This is a genomic window from Mycolicibacter sp. MU0083, from assembly GCF_963378075.1.
Lineage (GTDB): Bacteria > Actinomycetota > Actinomycetes > Mycobacteriales > Mycobacteriaceae > Mycobacterium > Mycobacterium kokjensenii.
On the sequence record NZ_OY726394.1, the window covers coordinates 771,717 to 795,470 of the forward strand.

Below are 23,754 nucleotides of genomic sequence, written 5' to 3' on the forward strand. Positions count from 1 at the left end.
TGACGACGGCCCGCTTCGCCCGGCTCCGCCGCGCTTGCGACCGTCGTTAGTCTGGAGACGTGGAATCCCCCGAAGCCCCGCGGTTTCGGGGGATTCTGCGTTTTCTGGACCGCGAGGTGAGCCTCGGGGCGCTCATCGAAGCCGGGCTGTGGTTCGGCCTGGTCTACGTGATCGCGGGCGTGGTGTGGCTGTTCATGCACCCCGACGGGGTCGAACGCCTGCAGACCCAGGCCGAACGGCAGTACGGGATACCGCCGTCCAGCGTCTACGAAGTGGCGACGGTGACCTCGGTCGCGCTGTGGCCGGTGATGCTGCTGCTGCCCGCCGACGTCTGTACCCGCTGAACGCCGCCGGTCAGTCCCGGCGGGCCAGCAGATAGTGCCGCACCGGCTGTCCGCTGCCGGCCGGCAGAAAGCTCGGTTCGTCGGCGGCCGCCACCAACTCCCACTTCGGCGCGAACAGCCGCGCGAGCTCGGCCTCGTCGATACCGCGGACCCCGAACAATGCGCCGGGAACGACGCCGATGATCAGCATCCGCGACTGCGCCGTGGTCACCGCATCGACCGACCGGGCGTAGGCGATGCGGTCCTTGTCGTTCATGCCGTGGATACAGCCGCTGTCGATGACCAGCGCGAAGTCCCCGCCGACGTCGGCGGCAGCCAGCTCGGCGATGTCGGCGCACACGAAACGGACCGAGACCTTCCCGGCGTCGGCCTTGTCGCGGGCGGCCTCCAGCGCCCGCGGGGCGAAGTCGACGCCGGTGACGGTCCAACCGTTCTGCGCCAGGTAGATGGCGTCGTCGCCGGTGCCGCACCCCAGATCCAGGGCCGTGCCCGGCGGCAGCGCCATCTCGGGGCCGCCCTCGACCAGGTTGCGCAGTCCGCGGGCCAGGGCGTGGCCGTCCCAGGGGGTGAACCCCGCCCGATACATGGCACGGAACAGCTTCTGCCTGGCGGTCATAGTGGCTAGATCGCGCCCATGTCCGACGACAGCCAGTGCTCGGGACGCAGGCGGATGACCACCTGATCACCCAGCTTCAACGCGAACTGCAGGTAGCGTTCGGCGCGTTCGGCCGGCAGGTAGCGATGTGCCAGCTCGATGTGGTGGTCATCGGTGCCGGGCTCGATGCGGCTGACCGCCCCCTCCACGCTGACGTAGCGCAGGGTCGGCTCGGTGCGCTCCACCATCAGCGAAAACCGGCCGGCCGCCCGGATCAGCTCCGCTTTGCGTGCGTTCGCCGCGGTCAGCACCCAGGGCTCGCCACCGGGGGAGTACTGGTACCACATCGGTACCGTCAGCGGCCCCCGGTCCGGCCCGGCGTGCACCGATAACGCAGCGATGTGTGGTTCGGACAGAAACAGCTCGCGCTCGTCGACGGACATTGCCATGGATTCGAGGCTAGCGGCAACGGCCGTCGGGAGCCGTTCGCCATGCGGGCGGGGGTCGCCCTAGATTGCCGGACCCAGCAGGTCGTCGGCGTCGCGGATGATGTAGCCGTAGCCCTGCTCGGCCAGGAACCGCTGCCGGTGCGCGGCGTATTCGGCGTCCAGGCTGTCGCGGGCGACCACCGAATAGAACACCGCGCCACCACCGTCGGCCTTGGGTCGCAGCAGCCGGCCTAGTCGCTGCGCCTCCTCCTGGCGGGACCCGAAGGTGCCCGAAACCTGCACGGCCACCGACGCTTCCGGCAGGTCGATGGAGAAGTTGGCGACCTTGGACACCACCAGTGTGGAGATCTCACCGCGGCGGAAGGCGTCGAACAGCTTCTCGCGCTCGGCGTTGCGGGTGGACCCTTGGATCACCGGGGCGTTCAACTGCTCGCCGAGCTCGTCGAGCTGGTCGAGATAGGCGCCGATCACCAGGGTTTGCTCGCCGGGGTGCTGTTTGAGGATCGAGCGCACCACCGCGATCTTGGAGTGCACCGTCGAGCACAGCTTGTAGCGCTCCTCGGGCTCGGCGACCGCGTAGGTCATCCGCTCGCTCTCGGTCATGGTGACCCGCACCTCGACGCATTCGGCCGGCGCGATCCAGCCCTGCGCCTCGATGTCCTTCCACGGCGCGTCGTAGCGTTTCGGCCCGATCAGACTGAACACGTCGCCTTCGCGGCCGTCCTCGCGGATCAGCGTCGCGGTCAACCCCAGCCGCCGGCGTGACTGCAGATCGGCGGTCATCCGGAACACCGGCGCGGGCAGCAGGTGCACCTCGTCGTAGACGATCAGGCCCCAGTCGCGGCTGTCGAAGAGCTCCAGATGCCGGTATTCGCCCTTGGTGCGCCGAGTGATCACCTGATAGGTGGCGATGGTGACCGGTCGGATCTCCTTGCGCTCACCGGAGTATTCGCCGATCTCGTCCTCGGTCAGTGAGGTGCGCGCCACCAGTTCACGCTTCCACTGCCGGCCCGAAACGGTGTTGGTCACCAGGATCAAGGTGGTGGCCTTGGCCTTGGCCATCGCCGCGGCGCCGACCAGCGTCTTGCCCGCGCCACAGGGCAGCACCACCACCCCGGACCCGCCCGACCAGAACGAGTCCACGGCCATCTCCTGATAGTCGCGCAGCTGCCAGCCGTCGGGCCGCAGCTCGATCGGATGCGCCTCGCCGTCGACGTAGCCGGCCAGATCCTCTGCGGGCCAACCGATCTTCAGCAACATCTGTTTGACCCGGCCGCGCTCGCTGGGGTGCACGAGCACGGTGTCGTCGTCGATGCGGGCACCGAGCATCGGGGCGATCTTCTTGTTGCGCAGCACCTCCTCGAGCACCGCCCGATCCAGGCTGACCAGCGTCAGGCCGTGCGCCGGGTGCTTGACCAGCTGCAGGCGCCCGTAGCGGGCCATGGTGTCGACGATGTCGACCAGCAGCGGCTGCGGCACCGCGTACCGGGAGTAGCTGACCAGCGCGTCGACCACCTGCTCGGCATCGTGCCCGGCGGCACGGGCGTTCCACAACGCCAGCGGGGTGACGCGGTAGGTGTGCACGTGCTCGGGAGCACGCTCGAGTTCGGCGAACGGTGCGATGGCCGCGCGCGCGGCGCCCGCCTGCTCGTGATCGACCTCCAACAGCAGAGTCTTGTCGGACTGGACGATCAACGGGCCGTCTGTGCTCATGGGTTCATTATCCGGAGAGCTCCGACACCGTGCTCGGCGCTACGACTCTTCGGGCGCCGAGGACACCGAGGTGATCCGGTGGATCGAGAACTCCCGCATCTGCCCCGACGCCGCATCGAACGCCACCAGCTTGCCGCCCAACACCTGGGTGGGCGCCACCTCCCGCTGGGTGGCCACCCCGGCGGCATCGACATAACCGATCAGCACCGTGGCCCGTTCCATCGCCGCCCGCCGCAACATGATCATCGCGGTCACCGGCTCGAGCCGGATGTTGTCGAACGGCGCCGAGGTCACGGTCCGCAACACCCGGACCAGGGAATGCAGGCTGTCGTCGCCCGGCGCGGTGGGGGCCCGGCCGCCGCGGCGTTCGGCCGGGGTGTGCACCCGCATGCCGCGCCGCTTGATGTCGACGATCGTTCCGGTGGCGTCCTCGGCGGCCGGGGCGAAACCGGCGTCGCGCAACGCGCCCAGCACATCGGCGATCGGGGCCTGGGCCACCGCCACCGTGGGGGCCAGCAGCCGCAGGCCCAGCGTCTCGGCGGCCGGCACCGCGACCGCCTGCGCGAGCAGCACGGGATCCTCGCAGCGCACGAAGGACGCCGCCAATCCGATCCGCAGCTGCCCGTGCCGGCGTGCGACGTCGTCGATCAGATACCTGAGCCCCTGCGGCACCGGGGTCTTGGAATGCTGCTCGAAGAACGCCTGCAGCCCGGCACCGGTGCGGCCCGCATCCAGCGCGGCCCGGATGGTCTGCTCGGAGACCCGGTACACCGTTGCCGCACCGGCTGACTCGACCGTGGCGACGACGCCCAATTCCTCGGCGAGTTCCCGCTTCAGCGGCCCGGGCACCACCACGGTCAGATCCGCCTGCACCAAGAAATGATCGATCGGCTCGGGCAGGGCCTTGGTCATGGCGGCCACCGCGGCGGCGTTGCCGACCTCGGCCAAGGCGTCCGGCGATGCCGGCGCGCCGGCCAGCAGGACCCGCCCCGGGGAGCTGATCGCACCGCGGCCCAGCACGCCGAGCGCGTGGGCCTCGTCGAGCAGTTCGGCCACCGGCCCCGGCTGCAACCGGTTGGCCCACCGCGGCCGGCGCCAGACCAGGGCCCGCGAGGCCGTCACGGCGTCGACGCCGGCGCCGGCGGGCAATTCGGCCAGCATGCCCAGCAGCAACCGGCGGTCCAGCGGGGCGGCGGTGGAGAACAGTGGTGTCGACAGTGCGGCCCGGGGCTTGCCGTCGGGGCCGCGACTGCCGATCAGGCCCGGCCGGGCCGCCAGCTCCAGCCAGGTGGACGCCAGCAGGTACCAGCGTTCGGCGGTGGACTGTTCGGCGAACCGGTCGGCGAGCACCGTCGGCGCCCAATACGGCCCGTCGGCGTCGGGCCAGTCCCGTTCGTCGACGCTGGAAGGATCGGGGAAGTCCGCCGCGATCAGCCGGGCGGTCGCGGCCAGCTCCAGCAGCAGACCCAGTCGGGTTTCGTCGATGCCGGTCGTCTTCGCCAGCCGCTTGACCTCGCGAATCCCGAGCCCGCCGCCGCGCAGCTCCGGTGCGGGGCTCTCGCCCAGGCAGGCCAAGACCACATCGAGCTGACGCAACACGTCGAGCACGGCGCCGGCTGCCGTCGCATCGACGTCGGCGGCGGTGGTCTGCGACACCACCGGGTCGGGTGCGTACAGCGTCAGCGGGCCGGGCTGTTCGCCGCGCAGCACCTGCCCGACGATCCGCGGCAGGATCACCGTCTCGTCGTCGACGCGCCGCAGCAGACCCGCGGCCAGCAGCTGCGGTACCGGCCGTTCCGGGGGCGCATCGGGGGCGGCGTCGCGGGTGCGTCCGATCGGCGAGCCGGTCAACAGTTTGTCCAGCAGGTCGCGCTGTGGCGCGTCCAGATCGGTGATGGTCTCCCCGAGGGCGGCGATCTGCGCGTCGTCGTACCCGGTGTCTTCCCGGGTCACCTGGCCCGGGAACCACGGCAGACCCGCACCCGCCTCGGCGACGATCCGCAGCACGCCGTCCGGCTCGGGCGAACCCCAGCACAGTGCCCGTTCGATCAGATCGGCCACCGCCTCGCGCACCGCCTCGGCGCGGGCACGGTCCCCCAGCAGGGCCAGCAGATCCCCGAGCGATACCCCGCTGACGTCGGCGTGCAACTCCAGCAGGGCATCGAGGACGGCCAGCCGCAGAAAGTCCAGCTCGTCGGTGGCGGCGCGCACCGACTGGCGGGCCTGAGCCCGCGCCGCCAGCGCGGCGATGCTGCCGGGCGGCGGTTGGGCAAGGTCGGGTCGCAGCTTGAGTAGCCGGATCAGATCTTCGTCGGGAAGGTCGGCCAGCCACGATCCCAGCGGCACACCCCGGGCGCGTTCGGTCATCGACGACCAGCGTAAGGCCCAACCGGTGAACGCCGTCGATTGCGACCTGTCAGAATGGGTCCGTGGCTGGAAACCAGGACAAGAAGAATCACTACGTCGACAACGGTTGGCCTCAGACCGACGGCGAGCCGGCCGTCAGCGAGCTGCGTACCGACCGCACCGGCGCCCTGTCGCCGTTCGGGGACCTGGAGTTCCCGCTGCCGGCCGAAGAGCTGCCGTACCTGCATCCGGTCACCGTCGTCAACCGGTAGGCGGTGACGCCGTGACCGGGCCGCTGTCCCACCTCGACGAGCGAGGCGCGGCCCATATGGTCGACGTCGGTGCCAAGGCGACCACCAAACGTGTTGCGGTCGCCGGCGGAGTGCTGCGCACCACCGCCGAGGTGATCCGACTGATCTCCGACGGTGGGCTGCCCAAAGGCGACGCACTGGCCACCGCGCGGGTGGCCGGCATCATGGCGGCCAAACGCACCAGCGATCTGATCCCGCTCTGCCACCAACTGGCCCTCACCGGGGTCGACGTGGACTTCGTGATCGGGGAGGCCCGGATCGACATCACCGCCGCCGTGCGCACCACCGACCGCACCGGGGTGGAGATGGAGGCGCTCACCGCGGTGAGCGTGGCCGCGCTGACGCTCTACGACATGATCAAAGCCGTGGACCGCGCCGCGGTCGTCGACGACATCCGGGTGCTGAGCAAGGACGGCGGCCGCACCGGGGCCTGGGAGCGCGGATGAGTGCCCGGACCGCGAGGGTGATCATCGCCTCCACCCGGGCGGCGGCCGGGCAGTACAGCGACCGCACCGGACCGATCATCGCCGACTGGTTGGTGCAGCGCGGTTTCGCGCCGGTGCAACCCCAGGTCGTGCCCGACGGCGAACCGGTCGGTGTCGCATTGCGGGCCGCGGTGGCCGACCGGGCGGATCTGATCATCACCTCCGGCGGAACCGGCATCTCGCCGACCGACGACACCCCGGCCCAGACGGTGGCCGTGCTGGACTACGAGATCCCCGGACTGGCCGACGCCATCCGCCGATCGGGGCTGCCGAAGGTGCCGACCTCGGTGCTGTCCCGCGGCGTGTGCGGAGTCGCCGGCCGCAGCCTGGTCGTCAACCTGCCCGGATCGTCCGGTGGTGTGCGGGACGGGCTCGGGGTACTGGCCGACGTGCTGGAACACGCCCTCGACCAGCTCGCCGGCGGAGACCACCGATGAGCGGCCCCGACGCGGTGGTGCTGCGCGCCGCGGTCACCGCGGATCCCATCGTGCTGGCCGAACACGAGGAGTTGGTGGGCCACCGGGCCGCGGGTGCCATCGTCGGATTCGTGGGAATGATCCGCGACCACGATCACGGTCGGCAGGTGACCCGGCTGGAGTATTCGGCGCATCCGTCGGCGCAGCAGGTGATGGCCGAGGTGTTGGCCGAGATCGCCGAGCGGGCGGTCGGGGTCCGCGCGCTGGCGGCCAGCCACCGGATCGGTGCGCTGCACATCGGTGACGCCGCCCTGGTGGCCGCCGTGGCGGCCGATCACCGCCGGGAGGCGTTCGAGGCCTGCGCGCTGCTGGTCGACACCGTCAAGGAGCGGCTACCGGTGTGGAAGCACCAGTTCTTCGCCGACGACACCGAGGAGTGGGTCGGCTCGGCCTGATCGGCCGGTACCGACGAAAAAGCGGGGCCGACTGTGTCGAACAGCCGGCCCCGCTTTTCTCGTTGTCTGTCAGACGACCCGGTTGGGCTGCTGCGCGAACGCGGCCAGCGCGTCGTTGCCGCTGATGTTCTCCGCCTGGACGGCCTGCCACAGCTGCTGGTGGAAGCCGACCGCAACGGCGTCGCGGTTGCCGTCCTGCCCGGGAGCCGGAGCGGGAGCGACCTCGTCGCCCGGGGCCGGTGCTTCGGGAGCCGGGGCGTCGAAGGCCGGAGCCTCGGGTGCCTCGGGAGCCGGAGCCTCGGGCGCCGGGGCCTGCGGGATCCACCACGGGGCCTCGGGTGCCGGGGCGGGTGCCTCGGGGGCGGGGGCGTCGAAGGCCGGAGCCTCGGGAGCCGGAGCCTCCGGGGCGTCGAAGGCCGGGGCCTCGGGTGCCGGGGCCGGTGCTTCGGGGGCGGGGGCGTCGAAGGCCGGAGCCTCGGGCGCGGGAGCCTCCGGGGCCGGCGGCATCCAACCGGCCGGAACGACCGGCGCGGCACCACCCTCGGCGGGCGCGGGAGCCTCCGGGGGCGGCGGCATCCACCACGGTGCCGGCTCGGGAGCCGGGGGCGGGGCCATCGGGTTGTCCAGGGCTACGGCGTCGCCCGGGGCGTCGGCCGGCGGTGCCTCCGGAACGTCACGCTGCGTCGGGCCGGACAGGCCACGACCGCAGACCGGCCAGGCGCCGCGGCCCTGGGTCGCGAGCACCTTCTCGGCGATCGCGATCTGCTGCTCGCGGCTGGCCATGTGCGCCGACGGGGCGTACTTGCCGCCGCCGTGGCCGCTCCAAGTGCTCGGCGCGAACTGCAGCCCGCCGTGGTAGCCGTTACCGGTGTTGATGGCCCAGTTGTTGCCGGACTCGCACCTGGCGACCCGGTCCCACTCGTCATCGGTGGCTGCGCCCGCGTGCCCGGCAAGGGCGAGGCTGCCGCCGCCGATCACGGCGCCCGTGAAGGCGATCTTGGCGATGTTGACGTTCGACTGGGTGGGCTTGCGATGCCGTCCACTCATACGGTGGTGAAATCCTCTCTGTCTACGCCTGCGAGGTCAGCGTCGGGTTCGGACAGGGGGTCTGCCCGGCCGTGGCGCACCGCAGTGCGTCCTCGGCTTCACCCCAAGAGGCCGGAAAACATGGCCTCAGGGCCGCTCTCGGCGGACCCGGTGGGTCCCCCGCCTCCATCCATCAGGATTTGGTGGTTCCCCGTCCGTTGGATGGAGCTCGGCGCTACGGGCGAGGAAGGATGAATCGATGGAAAGATTTTCGATACACCCGGAGATGTACGGTAACCGTTCGCATCTGCCGCGTCATCCTCGACGCGGTTAGGTGTTTTCATCGCAGGATCTTCTTATACCACCAGGAATCGCGGGCATCTGCGCAGGTCAGAGACGCCTCCATCAACCCGTTGCCGCGCTGTTACCGTTTCGTTATGTGACGCAGATCATGCCCTGTGGGCGGGTTATCCGCCGGATTCGATGCGGCGGTCCAGCTTCGCCTCTCCTTCGTCGAGGCTTCCTAACCGCCGGCGAACGGGGGCAGCACGTCGACGGTCTCGCCCGGCCGCAGGGCCGCCGTGTGGTCGCGTACCGCGATCCCGTCGCGCAGATAGGAGCATCGGCTCAGCACCGCGGCCAGTCGCTCACCGCGGCCCGCGAGCAGTTCGGTGAGGGCACCGATCCCCGCACCGGACGGCAGGCTGACGGTCTCCGATTCGATTCCGGCCGCCGCCTGCGCCGCGGCGAAATAACGGACCGTCACCGCAACCCGGGTGGGGTCGTCGATCTGTTGGGTCATGGATTCATCCGCCTATCGCACTCATCGGCCGATCCGGCTGGATGAAATCCGGATCGTTGATGCCGTGTCCGGCCTTCTTGGTCCACATCGCGGCGCGCCACGCCTGCTCGATGGTGTCGTCGTCGGAGCCGTTCCGCAGCAGGGCACGTAGATCGGACTCCTCGGTGGCGAACAGGCAGTTGCGGATCTGGCCGTCGGCGGTGAGCCGGGTGCGGTCGCAGTCGCCGCAGAACGGACGCGATACCGACGCGATGATCCCGAAGCTGCCGGCCGGGGTGTCGGCACCCTCGTCGACCAGCCACACCTCGGCCGGAGCGGACCCGCGCGGCCTCGGATCGGGCCGCAGGGCGAACCGGGCCCGCACCGTCTCCAGCAGTCGGTCGACGCTGAGCCCCGCGTCGCGGTTCCAGGCGTGGTCGGCGTCCAAGGGCATCATCTCGATGACACGCAACTGGTAACCGTGCTGCAGGCAGAAGCGCAGCAGGTTGACGATGTCCTCGCCGGTGATCTTCGGATCGAGGACCGCGTTGACCTTGATCGGCGCCATCCCGGCCTGCGCGGCCGCATCCAGGCCGGCCAGCACATCGGGAAGTCGGTCCCGCCGGGTGATCTCGGCGAAGTGGGCGCGGTCGACGGTGTCCAGGGAGACGTTGATCCGGTCCAGTCCGGCCGCCACCAGGGCGCCCGCGCGGCGGGCCAGTCCCAGGCCGTTGGTGGTCAGTGCGATCTCGGGGCGGGGCCGTAGGGCGGCGGCGCCGGCCACCACGCGCTCGAGATGGCGGGCCAGCAGTGGTTCCCCGCCGGTGAAACGGATATCGGTGATACCGAGCCGGGTGACGCCGATATCCATCAGCCGGATCAGCTCGTCGTCGCCGAGCAGGTGACTACTGGGAATCCAGTCCAGGCCCTCCGCGGGCATGCAGTAGGTGCAGCGCAGGTTGCAGCGGTCGGTCAGCGAGATGCGCAGGTCGGTGTGTACCCGGCCGAAGGTGTCCACCAGCGGCCCCGCGGTCGGCATCGGCCCGGCGACCGCACTGCGCACGGCGTCGTCGAACGCCTTGCGGGCAGCCTGCTTGTCCGCCGCGTCCGCCTGAGGCGGTGTCGCGGGTAGACCCGGGTCCCTCAACGTCATGTCCGTATCCGATTCGGTCGGCCGGGGCGGGACCGATCGATTTCGTTGTCCGGTCCAGCTCACCTCCGGCGGCTCGACCAGCCTACCGAGTAAACCTGGGTGTTTTGTGGGTAGCTCGCCGAGTAAGATCGGAAGCCGACGCGTCCTGCGAAGGCGGGACGCGTCCTTATGTGTCCCCCCACCGTTATCAGCAAGACAAGCAGGTGAGACCAGTGCCGACCGGCAAGGTGAAGTGGTACGACGCCGCGAAGGGCTTCGGCTTCCTATCCCAGGAAGAAGGCGAGGACGTCTACGTCCGTGCCTCGGCTCTGCCTGCCGGTGTGGAGGGCCTCAAAGCGGGGCAGCGGGTGGAGTTCGGTGTCGCCGCCGGACGGCGCGGACCGCAGGCGCTCACCGTGAAGCTGATCGACCCGCCGCCGAGCCTGTCGCGGACCCGTCGTGAGGCGGCCCCGGCCGCCGAGCACCGGCACACCCCGGACGAACTGCACGGCATGGTCGAGGACATGATCACGCTGCTGGAGGGCACCGTGCAGCCGGAGCTCCGCAAGGGCCGCTACCCCGACCGCAAGACCGCCCGGCAGATCTCCGAGGTGGTCAAGGCCGTCGCACGCGAACTCGACGCCTGAAGTCGGGCCGCGATAGGCGGCCGGTGGCGCATCATTGAGCCATGGGTTCCTATCGGGCCGAGGGCGGCGAGTTCACCCGCGACACCCGCTACATCGACAGCCGGATCACCGCCGACGGCCGGGACGGATATCCCGTCGAGCCGGGCCGGTACCGGTTGATCGTGGCCCGGGCCTGCCCGTGGGCCAACCGGGCCATCATCGTGCGCCGCCTGCTGGGGCTGGAGAACGTGCTGTCCATCGGTTTCTGCGGGCCGACCCACGATGCCCGCAGCTGGACCTTCGACCTGGATCCCGGCGGGGTGGACCCGGTGCTGCAGATCCCCCGCCTGGCCGACGCGTACTTCAAGCGCTTCCCGGACTACCCCAAGGGCATCACCGTCCCCGCCGTCGTGGACGTGCCCACCGGGCAGGTCGTCACCAACGACTTCGCCCAGATGACCTTGGACTTCTCCACCGAGTGGACCGCCCACCACCGCGACGGGGCGCCGCAGCTGTATCCCGAACCGCTGCGCGCCGAGATCGACGAGGTGGCCCGACGGATCTACACCGAGATCAACAACGGCGTCTACCGGTGTGGTTTCGCCGGCACCCAGGAGGCGTACACCGCCGCCTACGAGCGGCTGTTCACCGCGCTGGACTGGGTCGGCGAACGACTGTCCCGTCAGCGCTACCTGGTGGGCGACACCATCACCGAGGCCGATGTGCGGCTGTTCACCACACTGGTGCGCTTCGACGCCGTCTACCACGGTCACTTCAAGTGCAATCGGCAGAAGCTATCCGAACTGCCGGTGCTGTGGGCCTACGCCCGCGATCTGTTCACCACCCCGGGGTTCGGCGACACCGTCGACTTCACCCAGATCAAGCAGCACTATTACATCGTGCACGCCGACATCAATCCGTCCCGGATCGTTCCCGGCGGGCCCGACCTGGCCAACTGGCTACTGCCGCACGGCCGCGAAGCCCTCGGCGGCACGCCGTTCGGCGACGGCACCCCGCCCGGCCCGGTGGTGGCCGCCGAACGGGTGCCCGACGGGCACGGGGTTCAGCCGGCCCGCGACTGACGGTTCCAGGGCAGGTCCACCGCCCACACCGCGTGCGGGATCGGGAATTCCGTGCCGGTTTCCAGGTCGACGACCCAGGTGAGCAGTTGCACCTCCATGCGGCGCAGGCGGCCGCGCTCCGGGTCGACGGTGGGTACGGTGACCGCCAGCGTTCCCGGCGAATACTGTTGGTGGGTGTCGTATTTCGGGTTGTCGTAGAGCCGCAGCAGCCACCACGGCGCCCGGCCGACGGCGTCGCCCACGGCCAGCTGAATCGGATGGCGGGCATCGGGTGCCAAGGTGCCGGTTTCGTTGAACGGCAGGCACTCGTAGAGGTACACGTCGCAGAACTTGTAGGGGGCGACCCGGCTGAGCTGCCCGTTGGTGTAGGCGCTGATCTGCGGGGGCGTCGGCTCCTCGTCCCGGGTGAATTTCCAGGTGCCGAATCCGGCGACGGCCGCGGCCACCACCGTCAACACCGCCACGAGCGCGAGCGTCGAGCGCTTCATCACAACATCACCCCTGTCTTACCGGATCGAGGCGGGCGCCGTCCTGTTCGATCAGCACCGGCCGATTGCCCCCCAGCCCGGGGATCAACGAATCGCCGTGGAACGACAGGATGGTCTGGGCCAGTCCGGGGATCAGCAGAGCGGTGATCGCGGTGAAGCCCACCCACAGGTCGGTATACACCAGCACGCCCATCGCGCCGCCCAGCACCCAGGCCAACTGCAGGGTGGACTCGGTCCGGCCGAACGCCGACGCCCGGGACTCCTCGGGCAGATCGTCCTGCAGCGCCGCGTCCAGCGACGCCTTCGAGATGGCGCTGGCCCCCGAGGTCACCAGGGCGGCGACGGCCGCCATCACCAGGCTGCCGGCCACCGCGGCCGCCAGGGCGACCGCGGTCACCGCCATGGTGCAGCGCACCACCAATACCGCCGGGCGGCCCAACTGCAGTCGGGCGCTGGTGAAGTTGCCGGCGAAGTTGCCGACGCCCGCCGATGCCCCGATCAGCCCGAGAATGCCGAGCTGCACCCACCCGCCGGCGTCGTGTTGCTTGGCCACGAACGCCGGATACAGGAACAGGAACCCGACCATGGCCTTGATCGTGCAGTTGCCCCAGAGGGCGGTGATGATGTTGCGGCCCAACGGCTGGCGCAGCGCGCCGCCGGCCTGCCGAACCTGCTGGGGCCAGCTCCGGGGGCTTTCGTCGAAGCGGTAGCTCAAGGTGGTGGGAACCTCGCCGGCGGTCACCTCCACCCACCGCGGAATCCGCATCGACAGGGCCGCCCCGGCCACCGAGACCACGACGAGTACGAACAACGCACCGGGTTGTTGCAGCAGCCGGGTGAAGGCGTACTCGGCGCCCGCGGCGATACCGCCGCCGACGATCGTTCCCCCCAGCAGGCCGAACATCGTCAACCGGGAATTGACCCGCACCAGGTCGATGGACGGCGGCATCACCCGCGGGGTGACCGCGCTGCGCAGCACCGTGAACGACTTCGACAACACCATCATCGCCAGGGCACACGGATAGAGCACCCACGAGCCGAAGGTGCCCGCGGCGCCGTCGTAGTTGGTGATCAGCACCAACGCCAGCGCGGTGCGCAACGCGAACGACGTGGCCAGCGCGACGCGTCGGCCGTGCTGGATCCGGTCCAGGGCCGGCCCGATCAGCGGGGCCACCACGGCGAACGGGGCGATCGTCACCAGCAGGTACAACGCGACGCGCCCCTTGCTCTCGCCGGACGCGGCGGCGAAGAACAAGGTGTTGGCCAACGCCACGGCCATCGCGGCGTCCACCGCGAAGTTGGCGACCACCGGCCAGGTCAGTGCGGTCAACCCGGATTTGTCGGCGCCGTCGGCGGTGGCGGCACGCTGCACCAGGCCATACATCTTGGAACCCATTTCGCGGCTGCGCGCGGCGGCCACCCGGGTCACCGTGATGCGATCACCGGATCCCGGGTTCGCCGACGGCTGCCGACGGTCGGCCTGGACGTCGTCGTCGTGCAGTGGGGGCAGATAACGGTTGGCGCTGGGCATCGGGCGTCGGTGCTGGTCACCGACGTCGCCACTGGGGTAGTTCGCCATACCGGGGTGTTCGCCGGCCGAGCCTCCACCGGCCGCGGTGGGGGGAGTGCGACGCCGGTCTGGGTCGGGGAGATCACGCAGCCGTGCAGACACGCCTCCGATTGTTCCCTATCGCCGGTGCAGGGCCGTGCAGGCCGTGATCGTGCCTGCATGTGGCCGAGCGCGCGGCGCTGCGGCAGTATTAGGGGCGTCATTGAACGGAAGGGACCCGCGTGACCGGACCCAGCGCAGAATCAGCCAGCGCGACCATCGCCGTGCCCACGGTGCTGGCCGAAGCACTCGACCAGGCTCGTGCGGCCGTCGCGGAGTTCAGCGGCGCCGACACCGTCGGAGAGCACCTGGGGGTCGACTACGAGGACCCCACCGCCGCGACGCATCGCTTCGCCGCGGTGCTGCCCGGTTATCAGGGCTGGCAGTGGGCGGTCGTCGTCGCCGCCGCTCCGGGCGCGGTGCACCCGACCGTCAGCGAGGTCGTGCTGGTGCCCGGGCCCACCGCACTGCTGGCCCCGGAGTGGGTGCCCTGGGATCAGCGGATCAGGCCCGGCGACCTGGGCCCCGGTGATCTGCTGGCACCGCCGGCCGGCGATCCGCGACTGGTTCCCGGCCACACCTCGAGTGGCGACCCGCAACTCGACGAGGTGGCCGGCGAGATCGGCCTGGGCCGACGCTGGCTGCTCGGCCCGGAGGGACGCGCCGAAGCGGCGCAGCGCTGGCACGACGGTGAATTCGGCCCGGATTCGCCGATGGCCCGCGCCACCAAGCGGGTCTGCCGCGACTGTGGCTTCTACCTGCCGTTGGCGGGTGGGCTGGGCACACTCTTCGGGGTCTGCGGCAACGAGATGTCCGCCGACGGCCGGGTGGTCGACATGGGTTACGGCTGCGGCGCGCACAGCGACACCCCGGCACCGGCCGCTATCGGTTCACCGGCGTACGAGCCCTACGACGACGGTGTGCTGGAGATCGTCGCCACCCCGGTCGCCGAGGCCGTCGTCGAATCTGCCGCGGATGATGCCGCCGCCGTCGTCGAACCGGCCGCGGATGACGCCGCCGCCGTCGAACCGGCCGCGGATGACGCCGCCGCCGTCGAACCGGACGCGGTCACCGAAGTCCCGGCGGCCGAGTCCGTCGTCGACGAACCCGCGGCAGAACCCGCGGTGGTCGACGAATCCGCCGACGCCCCCGCGGAGCAGGCGAACGAATCCGACGAGCCCGGGACGGCTTAACCGAAGTTGAACAGGTACTCGCCCGGGAGTACCAGGACCATGTTGATGACGGTGTTGACCACCGCGCCGGGCAGCCCCAGCGCGTAGTTGACGATATCGATCGGGATGCCGACGGCCTCGCTGAACGCCATGCCGAAGTCCAGGTTGATCAAACTGGTCACCAAGTTCGAGACGTCGTTGAACAGTGTTCCCGGCAGGCTGATGAAGCGCTCGAACAATCCGACGGCGGCGGCCACCTCGGCGTTGAACAGCCCGACGATGTCGAACGCGGCCGCCGGGCCGGGGACATCGAGCGCTTCGGCGATGCCCGGGAAGCCGAGGGTATCGGCCAGGTCGGGGATGTCGAACGCATCGGCCGGGGCGGCAAAGTCGAACGCATCGGGAGCGATCAGCGCCTGCAGGTCGGCGACGACGTCGGTCACCGCGTCGGCGGCCAACGTCACCTCGGCCGACACCGTGGCCAGGGTGTGCGCACCGCGCTCGGGCGCGACGGCCACCGGCGTCAGGGCGGCGGCCAGCAGCGCGGCGGACGCGACGGCGGCACCCGCCAGGCGCGGACCGGATTGCACGGTTTCCATGGGTTCCTCCCAGATCTGCGGGGCGTCGAGTTCGTCGTCCCGGGGTGTCAGCTGTTCTCGGCGGCGGCCTTGATCTTGGCCAGCGAGGCGTTCATGCCCTCGACCAGCTCACTTTCGAATTCGGGTACGCCGCCCATGAAGGTCTTGGTCACCACGGTCGAGAAGGTGGTGATGCCGTCCGGGGCGTGCCGCGTCTCGACGACCCGGGTGCCGGTGGCCGTCGGCTCCAGCTCGTAGCTCCACACACTGCGGTTCTCGACCACCCGGAAGGCCAGCTTGCGTTCGGGAACGAACTCGGTGATCACCGAGCTGGTGGGCCAGAACAGCCGTCCGCGCCGATTGATGTTGAGCGTGCGGGTACCGGGCCGCACCGCGCCCAGCGGCTTCATCAGCCGACACTGCGGGCTCCAGTCCGGCATCCGGCGGAAATCGGAGAGCAGGGCCCACACCTTGGCCACCGGTGCGTCGATGTCGATCTCTGCTTTCAACAGCGGTGCTGCCATGGCGATCCTCCTCGAAGTGTCGGGTGCAACTCTATTCGTGTTCGAGCCCGGTTTGGGCGCCGCGCGCGCCGCGTCTCGCCGCGCCGCGCTGCACCAGAAAGATCGTGGTGCCCAGCACGCCGACGCCCAGCCCCGCGACGCTCACCGGCCGCCACGATTCCAGCGCCGGCACGGTGAAGGCGGCGATCGTCGCGCAGCAGAAGCCGGTGACCCCGGCGCCGATCACCGGCCAGACCCGCAAGAGTGCGGTCGGCATCGGCGGGGGTTCGGGGGTGGGGGTCATCGCCGTTGACGTTAGCGCCTCGCCGGTAAAGTCTCCGCAGTGGCCAGGCTCGTCGACGTCGTCGATCTCGATGATCCGTCCGACGCCCGGCTGGACGACTTCCGTGATCTGAACAGCATCGACCGTCGGCCCGACCTACCGTCGGGCAAGGGGTTGGTGATCGCCGAGGGCGTGCTGGTGGTCCAGCGGATGCTGGCGTCGCGGTTCACCCCGCGGGCACTGTTGGGCACCGACCGCCGGCTTGCGGAGCTGACACCGGATCTCAGCGCCCCCGACGCCCCGGACGTGCCCTACTACCGGGTGTCGCCGGAAGTGATGGCCGAGGTGGTCGGGTTTCACCTCAACCGGGGTGTGCTGGCCGCCGCGTCCCGGGTGCCGGAGCCGACCGTGGCCGACCTGGTGGCCGGCGCCCGGACCGTCGCGGTGCTCGAGGGCGTCAACGACCACGAGAACCTGGGTTCGATCTTCCGCAACGGTGCCGGGCTGGGGGTGGACGCCGTGGTGTTCGGCAGCGGCTGCGCCGATCCGCTGTACCGGCGCTCGGTGCGGGTCTCGATGGGGCACGCGCTGCTGGTGCCGTTCGCACGTTCGGCGGACTGGCCGGGTGATCTGACGATGCTGCGCGAGCAGGGGTTCCGGCTGCTGGCGATGACGCCGGATCCGGGCGCCGCGACGCTTGCGGACGCGATGACGGAGGTCGGTGACCAACCGCTGGCGGTGCTGGTCGGCGCGGAGGGGCCGGGGCTGTCCGAGCGGGCGATGCGGGCCAGCGACATGCGGGTACGCATCCCGATGTCGCGGGGGACCGACTCGCTCAACGTCGCGACCGCTGCCGCCCTGGCGTTCTACGAGCGCATTAGGCTGCCCGGATGACCTCCCGCGAACGAACGCCGTGGGCAACGGGTTTGACGGTGTCGGGCTTCGTCGCAGCGGTGACCGCAACCGCGATCGTGGTGCTGGGCGTCGGTCTGGTGCGGGTGCACCCGGCGGTGGCGGTCGCGCTCAACCTGATGGCCGTCGGCGGTCTGGCACCCACCGTGTGGGGTTGGCGGCGCACCCCGGTGCTGCGGTGGCTGGCGTTGGGCTTCGGCGTCGGGGTGGCGGTCGCGTGGCTGGTGCTGGTGGTGCTCGGCGCTCAGCGCTGACCGGTCGAGCGCACCCCGAGCAGCACGTCCTCCCACCCCGGAATCGTGGGCTTGCTGCGGCGGGCCCGGGCCCCGGGACGGGGCTGCGCGGGCTGGTCCTCCTCGACGGGTGCCGCGGGCGCGGCCGGCTCATCGAAGTCCAACTCGGGGACAGCGGCGACCGGCCGCAGCGGGCGGCCGAAGTCCGGGTCGATCAGTTCCATCGCCGCGTCGTCGACGGCGGTCACCGTCCCGCCGTGCGCGCCCGGGGTGAAACGGAAGTGGGCGACGTTGTCGGAGCGGCCCGCCTTCCAGGCCAACTGCACCGTCCAGCGCCCGTCGTCGTTGCGCCAGGCATCCCAGGCGCTGCTGTCGGAGCTGAGTCCGCGGGCCACCAGCGCGCTGGTGACCACCTCGAGCAACGTCGGCACCGCCGGGCCGTCGGAGAGCACCGGGTGGGCGGCGGTCGCCAACTCGGCGGCCCGCGAGCGTTCCAGCAGCACCGGGTGGGCGAAGCGTTCCACACGTGCGACGTCCACACCGGCGGCCGCGGCCACCTGTTCCACCGACGCCCCGGCGCGGATACGTGCCTGGATGTCTTTGGGGCGCAGCATGGAGCTCGCGTCGGCGTTGGTCTGCCCGACCCGGCGGCCTTCACCGCGCACCGCGCCGCGCAGCCGATCGTCGATGCGCACCCGGAACATCTCGGTGCGTCCGTCGTCCTCGCCGGCGCTTTCGCAGATGATGTGGTTGCCGTCGACGTCGAGGCCGATAGCCCTCAGTTCCCGCATGATTTCTCCTTGCGAACGCCCGGTTACGTGCGGACTCTAGTCCACCGGTACGCGCCGCAGGCCGTGACACGCGGGCGTTATAACGATCCGATCACGGACCTGGGAATCGGTGCTGCGCGCGGCGCTCAGAGCCGCTCGACGACCCAGTCCACGCACTGGGTCAGGGCGCTGACGTCGTCGGGCTCCACGGCCGGGAACATCGCCACCCGCAGCTGGTTGCGGCCCAGCTTGCGGTAGGGCTCGGTGTCGACGATGCCGTTGGCCCGCAGCACCTTGGCCACCGCCGCGGCATCCACCTCGTCGACGAAGTCGATGGTGCCCACCACCTGCGACCGCAGCGCCGGGTCGGCGACGAACGGCGTGGTGAACGAGCGCTCCTCGGCCCAGGAGTACAGCCGTCGCGACGAGTCCGCGGTGCGCTTGACCGCCCAGTCCAGGCCGCCGTTGCCCAGCATCCAGTCCAGCTGCTCGGCCAGCAGTGCCAGGGTGGCGATCGCCGGGGTGTTGTAGGTCTGGTTCTTGGTGCTGTTGTCCACCGCGATCGGCAGGGACAGGAACTCCGGCACCCAGCGCCCGGAGGCCGCGATGGCCTCGACGCGGGCCAGTGCCGCCGGGCTCATGATCGACAGCCACAGACCGCCGTCGGAGGCGAAGTTCTTCTGCGGAGCGAAGTAGTAGGCGTCGACCTCGGTGATGTCGACCGGCAGCCCGCCGGCGCCGGAGGTCGCGTCGATGACGACGAGCGCGTCACCGGAACCGCTGGGCCGACGCACCGGCACCGCGACCCCGGTCGAGGTCTCGTTGTGCGCCCAGGCGATGACGTCGACCGACGGGTCGGACTGCGGCTCGGGAGCGCTGCCCGCGTCGGCCTTGATGATGATCGGGTCGCCGACGAAGGGGTTCTTGGCCACCGCCGAGGCGAACTTGGCGCTGAACTCCCCGTAGGTCAGGTGCAGCGAACGCTTGTCGACCAGGCCGAACGCCGCGGCATCCCAGAACGCGGTGGACCCGCCGTTGCCCAGCACCACTTCGTAGTCGTCGGGCACCGAGAACAGCTCGCGCAGTCCGGACCGGACGCGGCCGACCAGATCCTTGACCGGCGCCTGCCGGTGCGAGGTGCCGAACAGCGGTGCCGCGGTGGTGACCAGCGCGTTCAACTGCTCGGGCCGGACCTTCGACGGGCCGCAGCCGAACCGTCCGTCGGCGGGCTTGATGTTGTCCGGAATAGTGAGCTGCTCAGCCATGGGCTCTAGCGTAGACAGCCGTTGGCGCCGGCCCGAACGGTAGGTTTATTGTGATCCATATCACCGATCGCGCTTGACGCCCGTCGAGCCCACAGTGTTGAACCGGGATATGGACGGGTAGTCGATACCTGCGGTACCGTTGTACATATCGCCCGTAAATGTAAACGTCTCGTGGAGGTGTTCTGATGGCCCTGAAGACAGCGCGAACCCGGATGGTGCGGCGGTGGCGGGCCAACATGGAGGTCGCCGACGACGCCGCGTACGTCGAGATGCTCAACACCTTGTCGCAGGGGTCGGTGCGGCGGAACTTCAATCCCTACACCGACATCGCGTGGGACAGCCCCGAGTTCGAGGTCTTCGACAACGACCCGCGCTGGGTGCTGACCGCCACCGACCCGATCGGCCGGCACCCGTGGTACCAGTCCCAGCCCGAGGACGTCCAGATCAAGATCGGCATGTGGCGGCAGGCCAACGTCGCCAAGGTGGGTCTGCACTTCGAGTCGATCCTGATCCGCGGTCTGATGGAATACGCGTTCTGGGTGCCCAACGGCTCCCCGGAGTACCGCTACTGCCTGCACGAAGCGGTCGAAGAGTGCAACCACACCATGATGTTCCAGGAGATGGTGAACCACATCGGCGCCGACGTTCCCGGCATGCCGCGACTGCTCAAGTGGATCCAGCCGTTGATCCCGCTGGTCGCCGGTCCCGCGCCGATCCCGTTCTGGTTCGGGATCCTGGCCGGCGAGGAGCCCATCGACCACATCCAGAAGAGCATCCTGCGCGAAGGCAAGAGCCTGCACCCGATCATGGAACGGGTGATGGCCATCCACGTGGCCGAAGAGGCGCGGCACATCTCGTTCGCGCACGAATACCTGCACAAGCGCATCCCGAGCCTGTCCCGGCGCAAGCGCTTCTGGCTGTCGATCTACGTGCCGATCGTGATGCGGATCCTGTGCTCGGCGATCGTGGTGCCGCCCAAGGCGTTCTGGCGTGAGTTCAACATCCCGCGCCACGTCCGCAAGGAGATCTTCTTCGACTCGATCGAGGCGCGGCAGATGCTGCAGGACATGTTCGGCGACGTCCGGATGCTCTGCCACGACACCGGTCTGATGAACCCGGTCGCCAAGCTGGTGTGGCGGGCCTGCCGGATTCACGGTGCCCCGTCGAGGTTCCGCAGCCAACCGCAGCGCGCGCACCTCGCGCCGGTCGCGGCGGCCTGACGGGCTCTCGATGCCACACGTAATCACCCAGGCGTGTTGTAACGACGCGTCCTGCGTCTTCGCCTGTCCGGTCAACTGCATTCACCCGACGCCGGACGAGCCGGGCTTCGCCACCTCGGAGATGCTCTACATCGACCCGGACGCCTGCGTGGACTGCGGAGCCTGTGTGCGGGCCTGCCCGGTCGACGCGATCGTTCCGCACACCAAGGTGGCGGCCGAGCAGTTGCCGTTCGTCGAGATCAACCGGGCGTTCTACCCGGAGCGGCCGGCGGGGGTGAAGCTGCCGCCGACCTCCAAGCTGGCCCCCATCCTGCCCGCCGCGGAGGTCCCCCAGCGTGGCCGGTATCCGCTGACGGTCGCGATCGTCGGCTCCGGGCCGGCCGCCATGTACGCCGCCGACGAGCTGCTGACCCAGCCCGGGGTGCTGGTCAACATGTTCGAAAAGCTGCCCACGCCTTACGGTTTGGTGCGAGCCGGGGTAGCGCCGGATCACCAGCGCACCAAACTGGCCACCCGGCTCTTCGACGAGATCTCCCGCCGCCGCGGATTCCAGTTCTTCCTCAATGTCGAGGTCGGCAAGCACCTCCGCCATGCCGATCTGTTGCAGTACCACCACGCCGTCCTGTACGCCTCCGGCGCGATGCACGACCGCCGGTTGGAGATCGACGGGATGGGCCTGCCCGGAACCGGCACCGCGACCGAGGTCGTCGGCTGGTACAACGGGCATCCCGAATTCGCCGACCTGCCGGTCGATCTGAGCCATCAGCGCGTCGTGATCGTCGGCAACGGCAACGTCGCCCTCGACGTGGCGCGCATCCTGACCTCGGATCCGGACCGGCTGGCCGACACCGATATCGCCGACTACGCGCTTGCGGCACTGCGTGATTCCGGCGTCCAAGAAGTGGTGATCGTGGCCCGTCGCGGCCCCGCGGCATCGGCGTTCACCCTGCCCGAACTGGTCGGGTTGACGCAGGTCGCCGAGGTGGTGCTCGACACCGAAGACCATGCGCGGGTGCGCAGCGACCTGGCGGCACTGCCCGCCGACGGCGACCACCTGACCCGGCAGAAGCTGGAGATACTGGCCAAACTGGGCGACGCCTCGGCGCCGATCACCCGGCCCCGGATCCGATTCGCCTACGGCTTGACCCCGGAACGCATCAGCGGCGACGGGCGTTGCACCGCAGTCGAATTCACCGTCACCGGTAGTGATCAGCCGCGGCGGATCGAGGCCGGCCTGGTGCTGACCTCGATCGGCTACCACGGCACGCCCATCGCGGACCTGCCGTTCGACGACGCCGCCGGGATCGTGCCCAACGACGGCGGGCGGGTCATCGACCCGGCGACCGGCCAACGGGTAGCGGGGGCCTACGTGTCGGGTTGGATCAAGCGCGGCACCAACGGCTTCATCGGCTCGAACAAGTCCGACTCGCTCAAGACGATCCAGACGCTGGCCGCCGACTACAACGCGGGCCTGCTGGCCGAGCCGGTCGGCGGTCCCCGCTCGGCGGCCCGGATGGTGCACGCGCATCAGCCCGATGTCATCGACGCCGCGGGGTGGAAGGCCATCAACGAGGCCGAGATCGCCGCCGGTGCGGCACAGGGCCGGCCCCGGGTGAAGTTCACCCGGGTGCCCGACATGCTCGACGTGGTCACCGACCACTCCGACGTGCCGCTGCTGCAGAACCTGTTGGGCGCGCTGCGGCGCCGCTGACCGGCGAACCCGGCTGCGAACGGGCAGCCGGGTGACCGGGTAGGCCCGGTGAACGGGCCGGCCGGATCAGCCCTTGCCGACCCGGTCCCAGCCGGCCACCGACTCCGCGCTGCGCGGCCCCGGCCCGACGTAGATCGCCGACGGGCGCACCAGCTTGCCCAGCCGCTTCTGCTCCATGATGTGGGCGCACCAGCCCGCGGTACGGCCGCAGGTGAACATCGCCGGCATCATCGCCGGGGGAACCTCGGCGAAGTCCAGGATCACCGCCGCCCAGAACTCCACATTGGTCTCGATGGCACGGTCCGGCCGGCGCTCGCGCAGCTCGGTCAACGCCGCCTGCTCCAGCTCGGCGGCCACCTCGAAACGCGGCGCCGACAACCGCTTGGCGGTCGCCCGCAACACCCGGGCGCGGGGGTCCTCGGCCCGGTACACCCGGTGCCCGAAGCCCATCAGCTTCTCCTTGCGGTCCAGGATGCCCTTGACCACGGCGCGGGCGTCACCGGTGCGCTCCGCCTCGGCGATCATCGGGATCACCCGGGCCGGGGCGCCGCCGTGCAGCGGGCCGCTCATCGCGCCGATCGCACCCGACAACGCGGCACCGACGTCGGCGCCGGTGGAGGCGATCACCCGGGCGGTGAAGGTGGAGGCGTTCATGCCGTGCTCGGCCGCCGACACCCAGTAGGCGTCGATCGCCTCCACGTGCCGCGGGTCGGGCTCGCCGCGCCACCGGGTCATGAACCGCTCGGTGATGGTGGCGCAGCCGTCGATGGTGGCCTGCGGCACCGCCGGCGCCTCGCCGCGCGCCGACTGCGCGACGAAGGACAACACCGTCACCGCGGCGCGAGCCAGCTGGTCGCGAGCGGTGGCGTCGTCGGTGTCCAGCAGCGGTTCGAAGCCCCACCGCGGTGCCAGCATCGCCACCCCGGCCTGGGCGTCCACTCGGACGTCGCCGGTGCGAATCGGCAGCTCGAGCGGTTCGGCGGGCGGCAACGGGCGGCTGAAATCGCCGTCGACCAGCAGCGCGAACACATCGCCGAAGCTGACCTTGCCGGCCAGGTCCTCGATGTCGACACCGCGGTAGCGCAGGGCGCCACCGTCTTTGTCGGGTTCTGCGATCTCGGTGGTGAAGGCCACCGTTCCTTCCAAGCCGGCGACGAAGTTCTCCGGGACTGCAGTGGTCATGCCCCCGATTCTTTCACTTCGGTGCGCAACCGTTCCTACCGGCTGGTAATAAAGCCTGACGTGCGCC

At 70.2% G+C, this 23,754-nt stretch carries 27 protein-coding genes and 1 riboswitch; of the genes, 12 read left to right on the top strand and 15 right to left on the bottom strand.

Annotated elements, in window-relative coordinates; genetic code table 11:
- Window positions 1-59: 59 nt before the first annotated feature.
- Complete coding sequence (locus tag RCP38_RS03660; protein WP_308475659.1) at window positions 60-344, top strand: hypothetical protein; 285 nt, start codon at window positions 60-62, stop codon at window positions 342-344.
- Window positions 345-354: 10 nt separating this feature from the next.
- Here RCP38_RS03660 and RCP38_RS03665 read toward each other — a convergent pair whose 3' ends face one another.
- From RCP38_RS03665 to RCP38_RS03680, 4 genes are read right to left on the bottom strand one after another with little or no spacing between them, the layout of a single operon-like run.
- Window positions 355-960, bottom strand: a complete 606-nt coding sequence (locus RCP38_RS03665) for a class I SAM-dependent methyltransferase (protein ID WP_308475660.1) — start codon at window positions 958-960, stop codon at window positions 355-357.
- A gap of 5 nt (window positions 961-965) precedes the next feature.
- Window positions 966-1,388, bottom strand: coding sequence for a pyridoxamine 5'-phosphate oxidase family protein (locus tag RCP38_RS03670; protein WP_308475661.1), 423 nt, complete (start codon window positions 1,386-1,388; stop codon window positions 966-968).
- Window positions 1,389-1,448: 60 nt separating this feature from the next.
- Window positions 1,449-3,101, bottom strand: coding sequence for a DNA repair helicase XPB (locus RCP38_RS03675; protein WP_308475662.1), 1,653 nt, complete (start codon window positions 3,099-3,101; stop codon window positions 1,449-1,451).
- Window positions 3,102-3,140: 39 nt separating this feature from the next.
- On the bottom strand, window positions 3,141-5,468 hold the full coding sequence (locus RCP38_RS03680; protein ID WP_308475663.1) for a helicase-associated domain-containing protein: 2,328 nt from the start codon (window positions 5,466-5,468) through the stop codon (window positions 3,141-3,143).
- Window positions 5,469-5,530: 62 nt separating this feature from the next.
- Here RCP38_RS03680 and RCP38_RS03685 point away from each other — a divergent pair, with 62 nt between their 5' ends.
- From RCP38_RS03685 to RCP38_RS03700, 4 genes are read left to right on the top strand one after another with little or no spacing between them, the layout of a single operon-like run.
- Window positions 5,531-5,719, top strand: a complete 189-nt coding sequence (locus tag RCP38_RS03685) for a hypothetical protein (protein ID WP_308475664.1) — start codon at window positions 5,531-5,533, stop codon at window positions 5,717-5,719.
- A 56-nt stretch (window positions 5,720-5,775) separates the two neighbouring features.
- Window positions 5,776-6,204, top strand: coding sequence for a cyclic pyranopterin monophosphate synthase MoaC (moaC, locus tag RCP38_RS03690; RefSeq protein ID WP_308477043.1), 429 nt, complete (start codon window positions 5,776-5,778; stop codon window positions 6,202-6,204).
- The gene (locus RCP38_RS03695; protein ID WP_308475665.1) at window positions 6,201-6,680 is read left to right on the top strand and encodes a MogA/MoaB family molybdenum cofactor biosynthesis protein; all 480 of its coding nucleotides are present in this window, start codon (window positions 6,201-6,203) and stop codon (window positions 6,678-6,680) included. The genes moaC and RCP38_RS03695 overlap by 4 nt, the downstream gene beginning before the upstream one ends.
- Window positions 6,677-7,114 carry a molybdenum cofactor biosynthesis protein MoaE gene (locus RCP38_RS03700; RefSeq protein WP_308475666.1) on the top strand — a complete coding sequence of 146 codons (438 nt, stop codon included), beginning with the start codon at window positions 6,677-6,679 and terminating at the stop codon, window positions 7,112-7,114. The genes RCP38_RS03695 and RCP38_RS03700 overlap by 4 nt, the downstream gene beginning before the upstream one ends.
- A 69-nt stretch (window positions 7,115-7,183) precedes the next feature.
- On the opposite strand, the gene RCP38_RS03705 is transcribed toward RCP38_RS03700, so the two are convergent.
- The 3 genes from RCP38_RS03705 to moaA all read right to left on the bottom strand — a co-directional run bounded on the left by RCP38_RS03705 (window position 7,184) and on the right by moaA (window position 10,074).
- A complete protein-coding gene (locus tag RCP38_RS03705) occupies window positions 7,184-8,161 on the bottom strand; it encodes a transglycosylase family protein (RefSeq protein ID WP_308475667.1) in 978 nt (325 codons plus the stop codon).
- Between the two features lie 9 nt (window positions 8,162-8,170).
- A riboswitch (cyclic di-AMP (ydaO/yuaA leader) is annotated at window positions 8,171-8,356 on the bottom strand.
- A gap of 307 nt (window positions 8,357-8,663) precedes the next feature.
- Entirely contained in the window at window positions 8,664-8,942 is a 279-nt protein-coding gene (locus RCP38_RS03710; protein ID WP_308475668.1) for a MoaD/ThiS family protein, read from the bottom strand.
- A 4-nt stretch (window positions 8,943-8,946) separates the two neighbouring features.
- On the bottom strand, window positions 8,947-10,074 hold the full coding sequence (moaA, locus tag RCP38_RS03715) for a GTP 3',8-cyclase MoaA (protein WP_373692430.1): 1,128 nt from the start codon (window positions 10,072-10,074) through the stop codon (window positions 8,947-8,949).
- Between the two features lie 212 nt (window positions 10,075-10,286).
- On the opposite strand from moaA, the gene RCP38_RS03720 reads away from it, so the two are divergent.
- Both RCP38_RS03720 and RCP38_RS03725 read left to right on the top strand, forming a co-directional pair.
- Window positions 10,287-10,700 carry a cold-shock protein gene (locus RCP38_RS03720; protein WP_308475669.1) on the top strand — a complete coding sequence of 138 codons (414 nt, stop codon included), beginning with the start codon at window positions 10,287-10,289 and terminating at the stop codon, window positions 10,698-10,700.
- A 41-nt stretch (window positions 10,701-10,741) separates the two neighbouring features.
- Window positions 10,742-11,761, top strand: coding sequence for a glutathione S-transferase family protein (locus tag RCP38_RS03725; RefSeq protein ID WP_308475670.1), 1,020 nt, complete (start codon window positions 10,742-10,744; stop codon window positions 11,759-11,761).
- On the opposite strand, the gene RCP38_RS03730 is transcribed toward RCP38_RS03725, so the two are convergent.
- Together RCP38_RS03730 and RCP38_RS03735 are read right to left on the bottom strand one after the other, a co-directional pair.
- Window positions 11,743-12,249 carry a DUF2771 domain-containing protein gene (locus tag RCP38_RS03730; protein ID WP_308475671.1) on the bottom strand — a complete coding sequence of 169 codons (507 nt, stop codon included), beginning with the start codon at window positions 12,247-12,249 and terminating at the stop codon, window positions 11,743-11,745. The genes RCP38_RS03725 and RCP38_RS03730 overlap by 19 nt on opposite strands.
- Before the next feature lie 7 nt (window positions 12,250-12,256).
- Window positions 12,257-13,828, bottom strand: a complete 1,572-nt coding sequence (locus RCP38_RS03735; RefSeq protein ID WP_308477045.1) for an MFS transporter — start codon at window positions 13,826-13,828, stop codon at window positions 12,257-12,259.
- Between the two features lie 212 nt (window positions 13,829-14,040).
- Here RCP38_RS03735 and RCP38_RS03740 point away from each other — a divergent pair, with 212 nt between their 5' ends.
- The gene (locus tag RCP38_RS03740) at window positions 14,041-15,051 is read left to right on the top strand and encodes a DUF3027 domain-containing protein (protein WP_308475672.1); all 1,011 of its coding nucleotides are present in this window, start codon (window positions 14,041-14,043) and stop codon (window positions 15,049-15,051) included.
- Here RCP38_RS03740 and RCP38_RS03745 read toward each other — a convergent pair.
- From RCP38_RS03745 to RCP38_RS03755, 3 genes are read right to left on the bottom strand one after another with little or no spacing between them, the layout of a single operon-like run.
- Window positions 15,048-15,629, bottom strand: a complete 582-nt coding sequence (locus RCP38_RS03745; protein ID WP_308475673.1) for a hypothetical protein — start codon at window positions 15,627-15,629, stop codon at window positions 15,048-15,050. The two genes, RCP38_RS03740 and RCP38_RS03745, sit on opposite strands and share 4 nt — an antisense overlap.
- Before the next feature lie 47 nt (window positions 15,630-15,676).
- On the bottom strand, window positions 15,677-16,132 hold the full coding sequence (locus RCP38_RS03750) for an SRPBCC family protein (RefSeq protein ID WP_308475674.1): 456 nt from the start codon (window positions 16,130-16,132) through the stop codon (window positions 15,677-15,679).
- A gap of 31 nt (window positions 16,133-16,163) precedes the next feature.
- Window positions 16,164-16,415, bottom strand: coding sequence for a DUF2530 domain-containing protein (locus RCP38_RS03755; RefSeq protein ID WP_308475675.1), 252 nt, complete (start codon window positions 16,413-16,415; stop codon window positions 16,164-16,166).
- A 39-nt stretch (window positions 16,416-16,454) separates the two neighbouring features.
- Here RCP38_RS03755 and RCP38_RS03760 point away from each other — a divergent pair, with 39 nt between their 5' ends.
- Together RCP38_RS03760 and RCP38_RS03765 are read left to right on the top strand one after the other, a co-directional pair.
- The gene (locus RCP38_RS03760) at window positions 16,455-17,288 is read left to right on the top strand and encodes a TrmH family RNA methyltransferase (RefSeq protein ID WP_308475676.1); all 834 of its coding nucleotides are present in this window, start codon (window positions 16,455-16,457) and stop codon (window positions 17,286-17,288) included.
- Window positions 17,285-17,560: a DUF2537 domain-containing protein gene (locus RCP38_RS03765; RefSeq protein WP_308475677.1), complete on the top strand. Its 276-nt coding sequence runs from the start codon at window positions 17,285-17,287 to the stop codon at window positions 17,558-17,560. Before RCP38_RS03760 ends, RCP38_RS03765 begins: the two co-directional genes overlap by 4 nt.
- On the opposite strand, the gene sepH is transcribed toward RCP38_RS03765, so the two are convergent.
- Together sepH and serC are read right to left on the bottom strand one after the other, a co-directional pair.
- On the bottom strand, window positions 17,551-18,330 hold the full coding sequence (sepH, locus tag RCP38_RS03770) for a septation protein SepH (protein WP_308475678.1): 780 nt from the start codon (window positions 18,328-18,330) through the stop codon (window positions 17,551-17,553). The genes RCP38_RS03765 and sepH overlap by 10 nt on opposite strands.
- 125 nt (window positions 18,331-18,455) lie before the next feature.
- Window positions 18,456-19,574 (bottom strand): phosphoserine transaminase, encoded by a 1,119-nt coding sequence (gene serC / locus RCP38_RS03775; protein ID WP_308475679.1) that lies wholly within the window; start codon window positions 19,572-19,574, stop codon window positions 18,456-18,458.
- A 185-nt stretch (window positions 19,575-19,759) separates the two neighbouring features.
- On the opposite strand from serC, the gene RCP38_RS03780 reads away from it, so the two are divergent.
- Both RCP38_RS03780 and RCP38_RS03785 read left to right on the top strand, forming a co-directional pair.
- A complete protein-coding gene (locus RCP38_RS03780; RefSeq protein WP_308475680.1) occupies window positions 19,760-20,794 on the top strand; it encodes an AurF N-oxygenase family protein in 1,035 nt (344 codons plus the stop codon).
- Window positions 20,795-20,804: 10 nt separating this feature from the next.
- Window positions 20,805-22,505 carry an FAD-dependent oxidoreductase gene (locus RCP38_RS03785; RefSeq protein ID WP_308475681.1) on the top strand — a complete coding sequence of 567 codons (1,701 nt, stop codon included), beginning with the start codon at window positions 20,805-20,807 and terminating at the stop codon, window positions 22,503-22,505.
- 66 nt (window positions 22,506-22,571) lie between these two features.
- Here the strand turns inward: RCP38_RS03785 and RCP38_RS03790 are convergent, their stop codons facing one another.
- A complete protein-coding gene (locus RCP38_RS03790) occupies window positions 22,572-23,687 on the bottom strand; it encodes a citrate synthase 2 (RefSeq protein WP_308475682.1) in 1,116 nt (371 codons plus the stop codon).
- Window positions 23,688-23,754: the final 67 nt, after the last annotated feature.

Excerpts from the sequence above, each read along its gene's own strand:
- RCP38_RS03665 (WP_308475660.1), bottom strand. The coding sequence starts at position 960 with ATGACCGCCAGGCAGAAGCTGTTCCGTGCCATGTATCGGGCGGGGTTC.
- RCP38_RS03670 (WP_308475661.1), bottom strand. The coding sequence starts at position 1,388 with ATGGCAATGTCCGTCGACGAGCGCGAGCTGTTTCTGTCCGAACCACAC.
- RCP38_RS03675 (WP_308475662.1), bottom strand. The coding sequence starts at position 3,101 with ATGAGCACAGACGGCCCGTTGATCGTCCAGTCCGACAAGACTCTGCTG.
- RCP38_RS03680 (WP_308475663.1), bottom strand. The coding sequence starts at position 5,468 with ATGACCGAACGCGCCCGGGGTGTGCCGCTGGGATCGTGGCTGGCCGAC.
- moaC (WP_308477043.1), top strand. The coding sequence starts at position 5,776 with ATGGTCGACGTCGGTGCCAAGGCGACCACCAAACGTGTTGCGGTCGCC.
- RCP38_RS03695 (WP_308475665.1), top strand. The coding sequence starts at position 6,201 with ATGAGTGCCCGGACCGCGAGGGTGATCATCGCCTCCACCCGGGCGGCG.
- RCP38_RS03700 (WP_308475666.1), top strand. The coding sequence starts at position 6,677 with ATGAGCGGCCCCGACGCGGTGGTGCTGCGCGCCGCGGTCACCGCGGAT.
- RCP38_RS03705 (WP_308475667.1), bottom strand. The coding sequence starts at position 8,161 with ATGAGTGGACGGCATCGCAAGCCCACCCAGTCGAACGTCAACATCGCC.
- RCP38_RS03710 (WP_308475668.1), bottom strand. The coding sequence starts at position 8,942 with ATGACCCAACAGATCGACGACCCCACCCGGGTTGCGGTGACGGTCCGT.
- moaA (WP_373692430.1), bottom strand. The coding sequence starts at position 10,074 with ATGACGTTGAGGGACCCGGGTCTACCCGCGACACCGCCTCAGGCGGAC.
- RCP38_RS03725 (WP_308475670.1), top strand. The coding sequence starts at position 10,742 with ATGGGTTCCTATCGGGCCGAGGGCGGCGAGTTCACCCGCGACACCCGC.
- RCP38_RS03730 (WP_308475671.1), bottom strand. The coding sequence starts at position 12,249 with ATGAAGCGCTCGACGCTCGCGCTCGTGGCGGTGTTGACGGTGGTGGCC.
- RCP38_RS03735 (WP_308477045.1), bottom strand. The coding sequence starts at position 13,828 with ATGGCGAACTACCCCAGTGGCGACGTCGGTGACCAGCACCGACGCCCG.
- RCP38_RS03745 (WP_308475673.1), bottom strand. The coding sequence starts at position 15,629 with ATGGAAACCGTGCAATCCGGTCCGCGCCTGGCGGGTGCCGCCGTCGCG.
- RCP38_RS03750 (WP_308475674.1), bottom strand. The coding sequence starts at position 16,132 with ATGGCAGCACCGCTGTTGAAAGCAGAGATCGACATCGACGCACCGGTG.
- RCP38_RS03755 (WP_308475675.1), bottom strand. The coding sequence starts at position 16,415 with ATGACCCCCACCCCCGAACCCCCGCCGATGCCGACCGCACTCTTGCGG.
- RCP38_RS03765 (WP_308475677.1), top strand. The coding sequence starts at position 17,285 with ATGACCTCCCGCGAACGAACGCCGTGGGCAACGGGTTTGACGGTGTCG.
- sepH (WP_308475678.1), bottom strand. The coding sequence starts at position 18,330 with ATGCGGGAACTGAGGGCTATCGGCCTCGACGTCGACGGCAACCACATC.
- serC (WP_308475679.1), bottom strand. The coding sequence starts at position 19,574 with ATGGCTGAGCAGCTCACTATTCCGGACAACATCAAGCCCGCCGACGGA.
- RCP38_RS03780 (WP_308475680.1), top strand. The coding sequence starts at position 19,760 with ATGGCCCTGAAGACAGCGCGAACCCGGATGGTGCGGCGGTGGCGGGCC.
- RCP38_RS03785 (WP_308475681.1), top strand. The coding sequence starts at position 20,805 with ATGCCACACGTAATCACCCAGGCGTGTTGTAACGACGCGTCCTGCGTC.
- RCP38_RS03790 (WP_308475682.1), bottom strand. The coding sequence starts at position 23,687 with ATGACCACTGCAGTCCCGGAGAACTTCGTCGCCGGCTTGGAAGGAACG.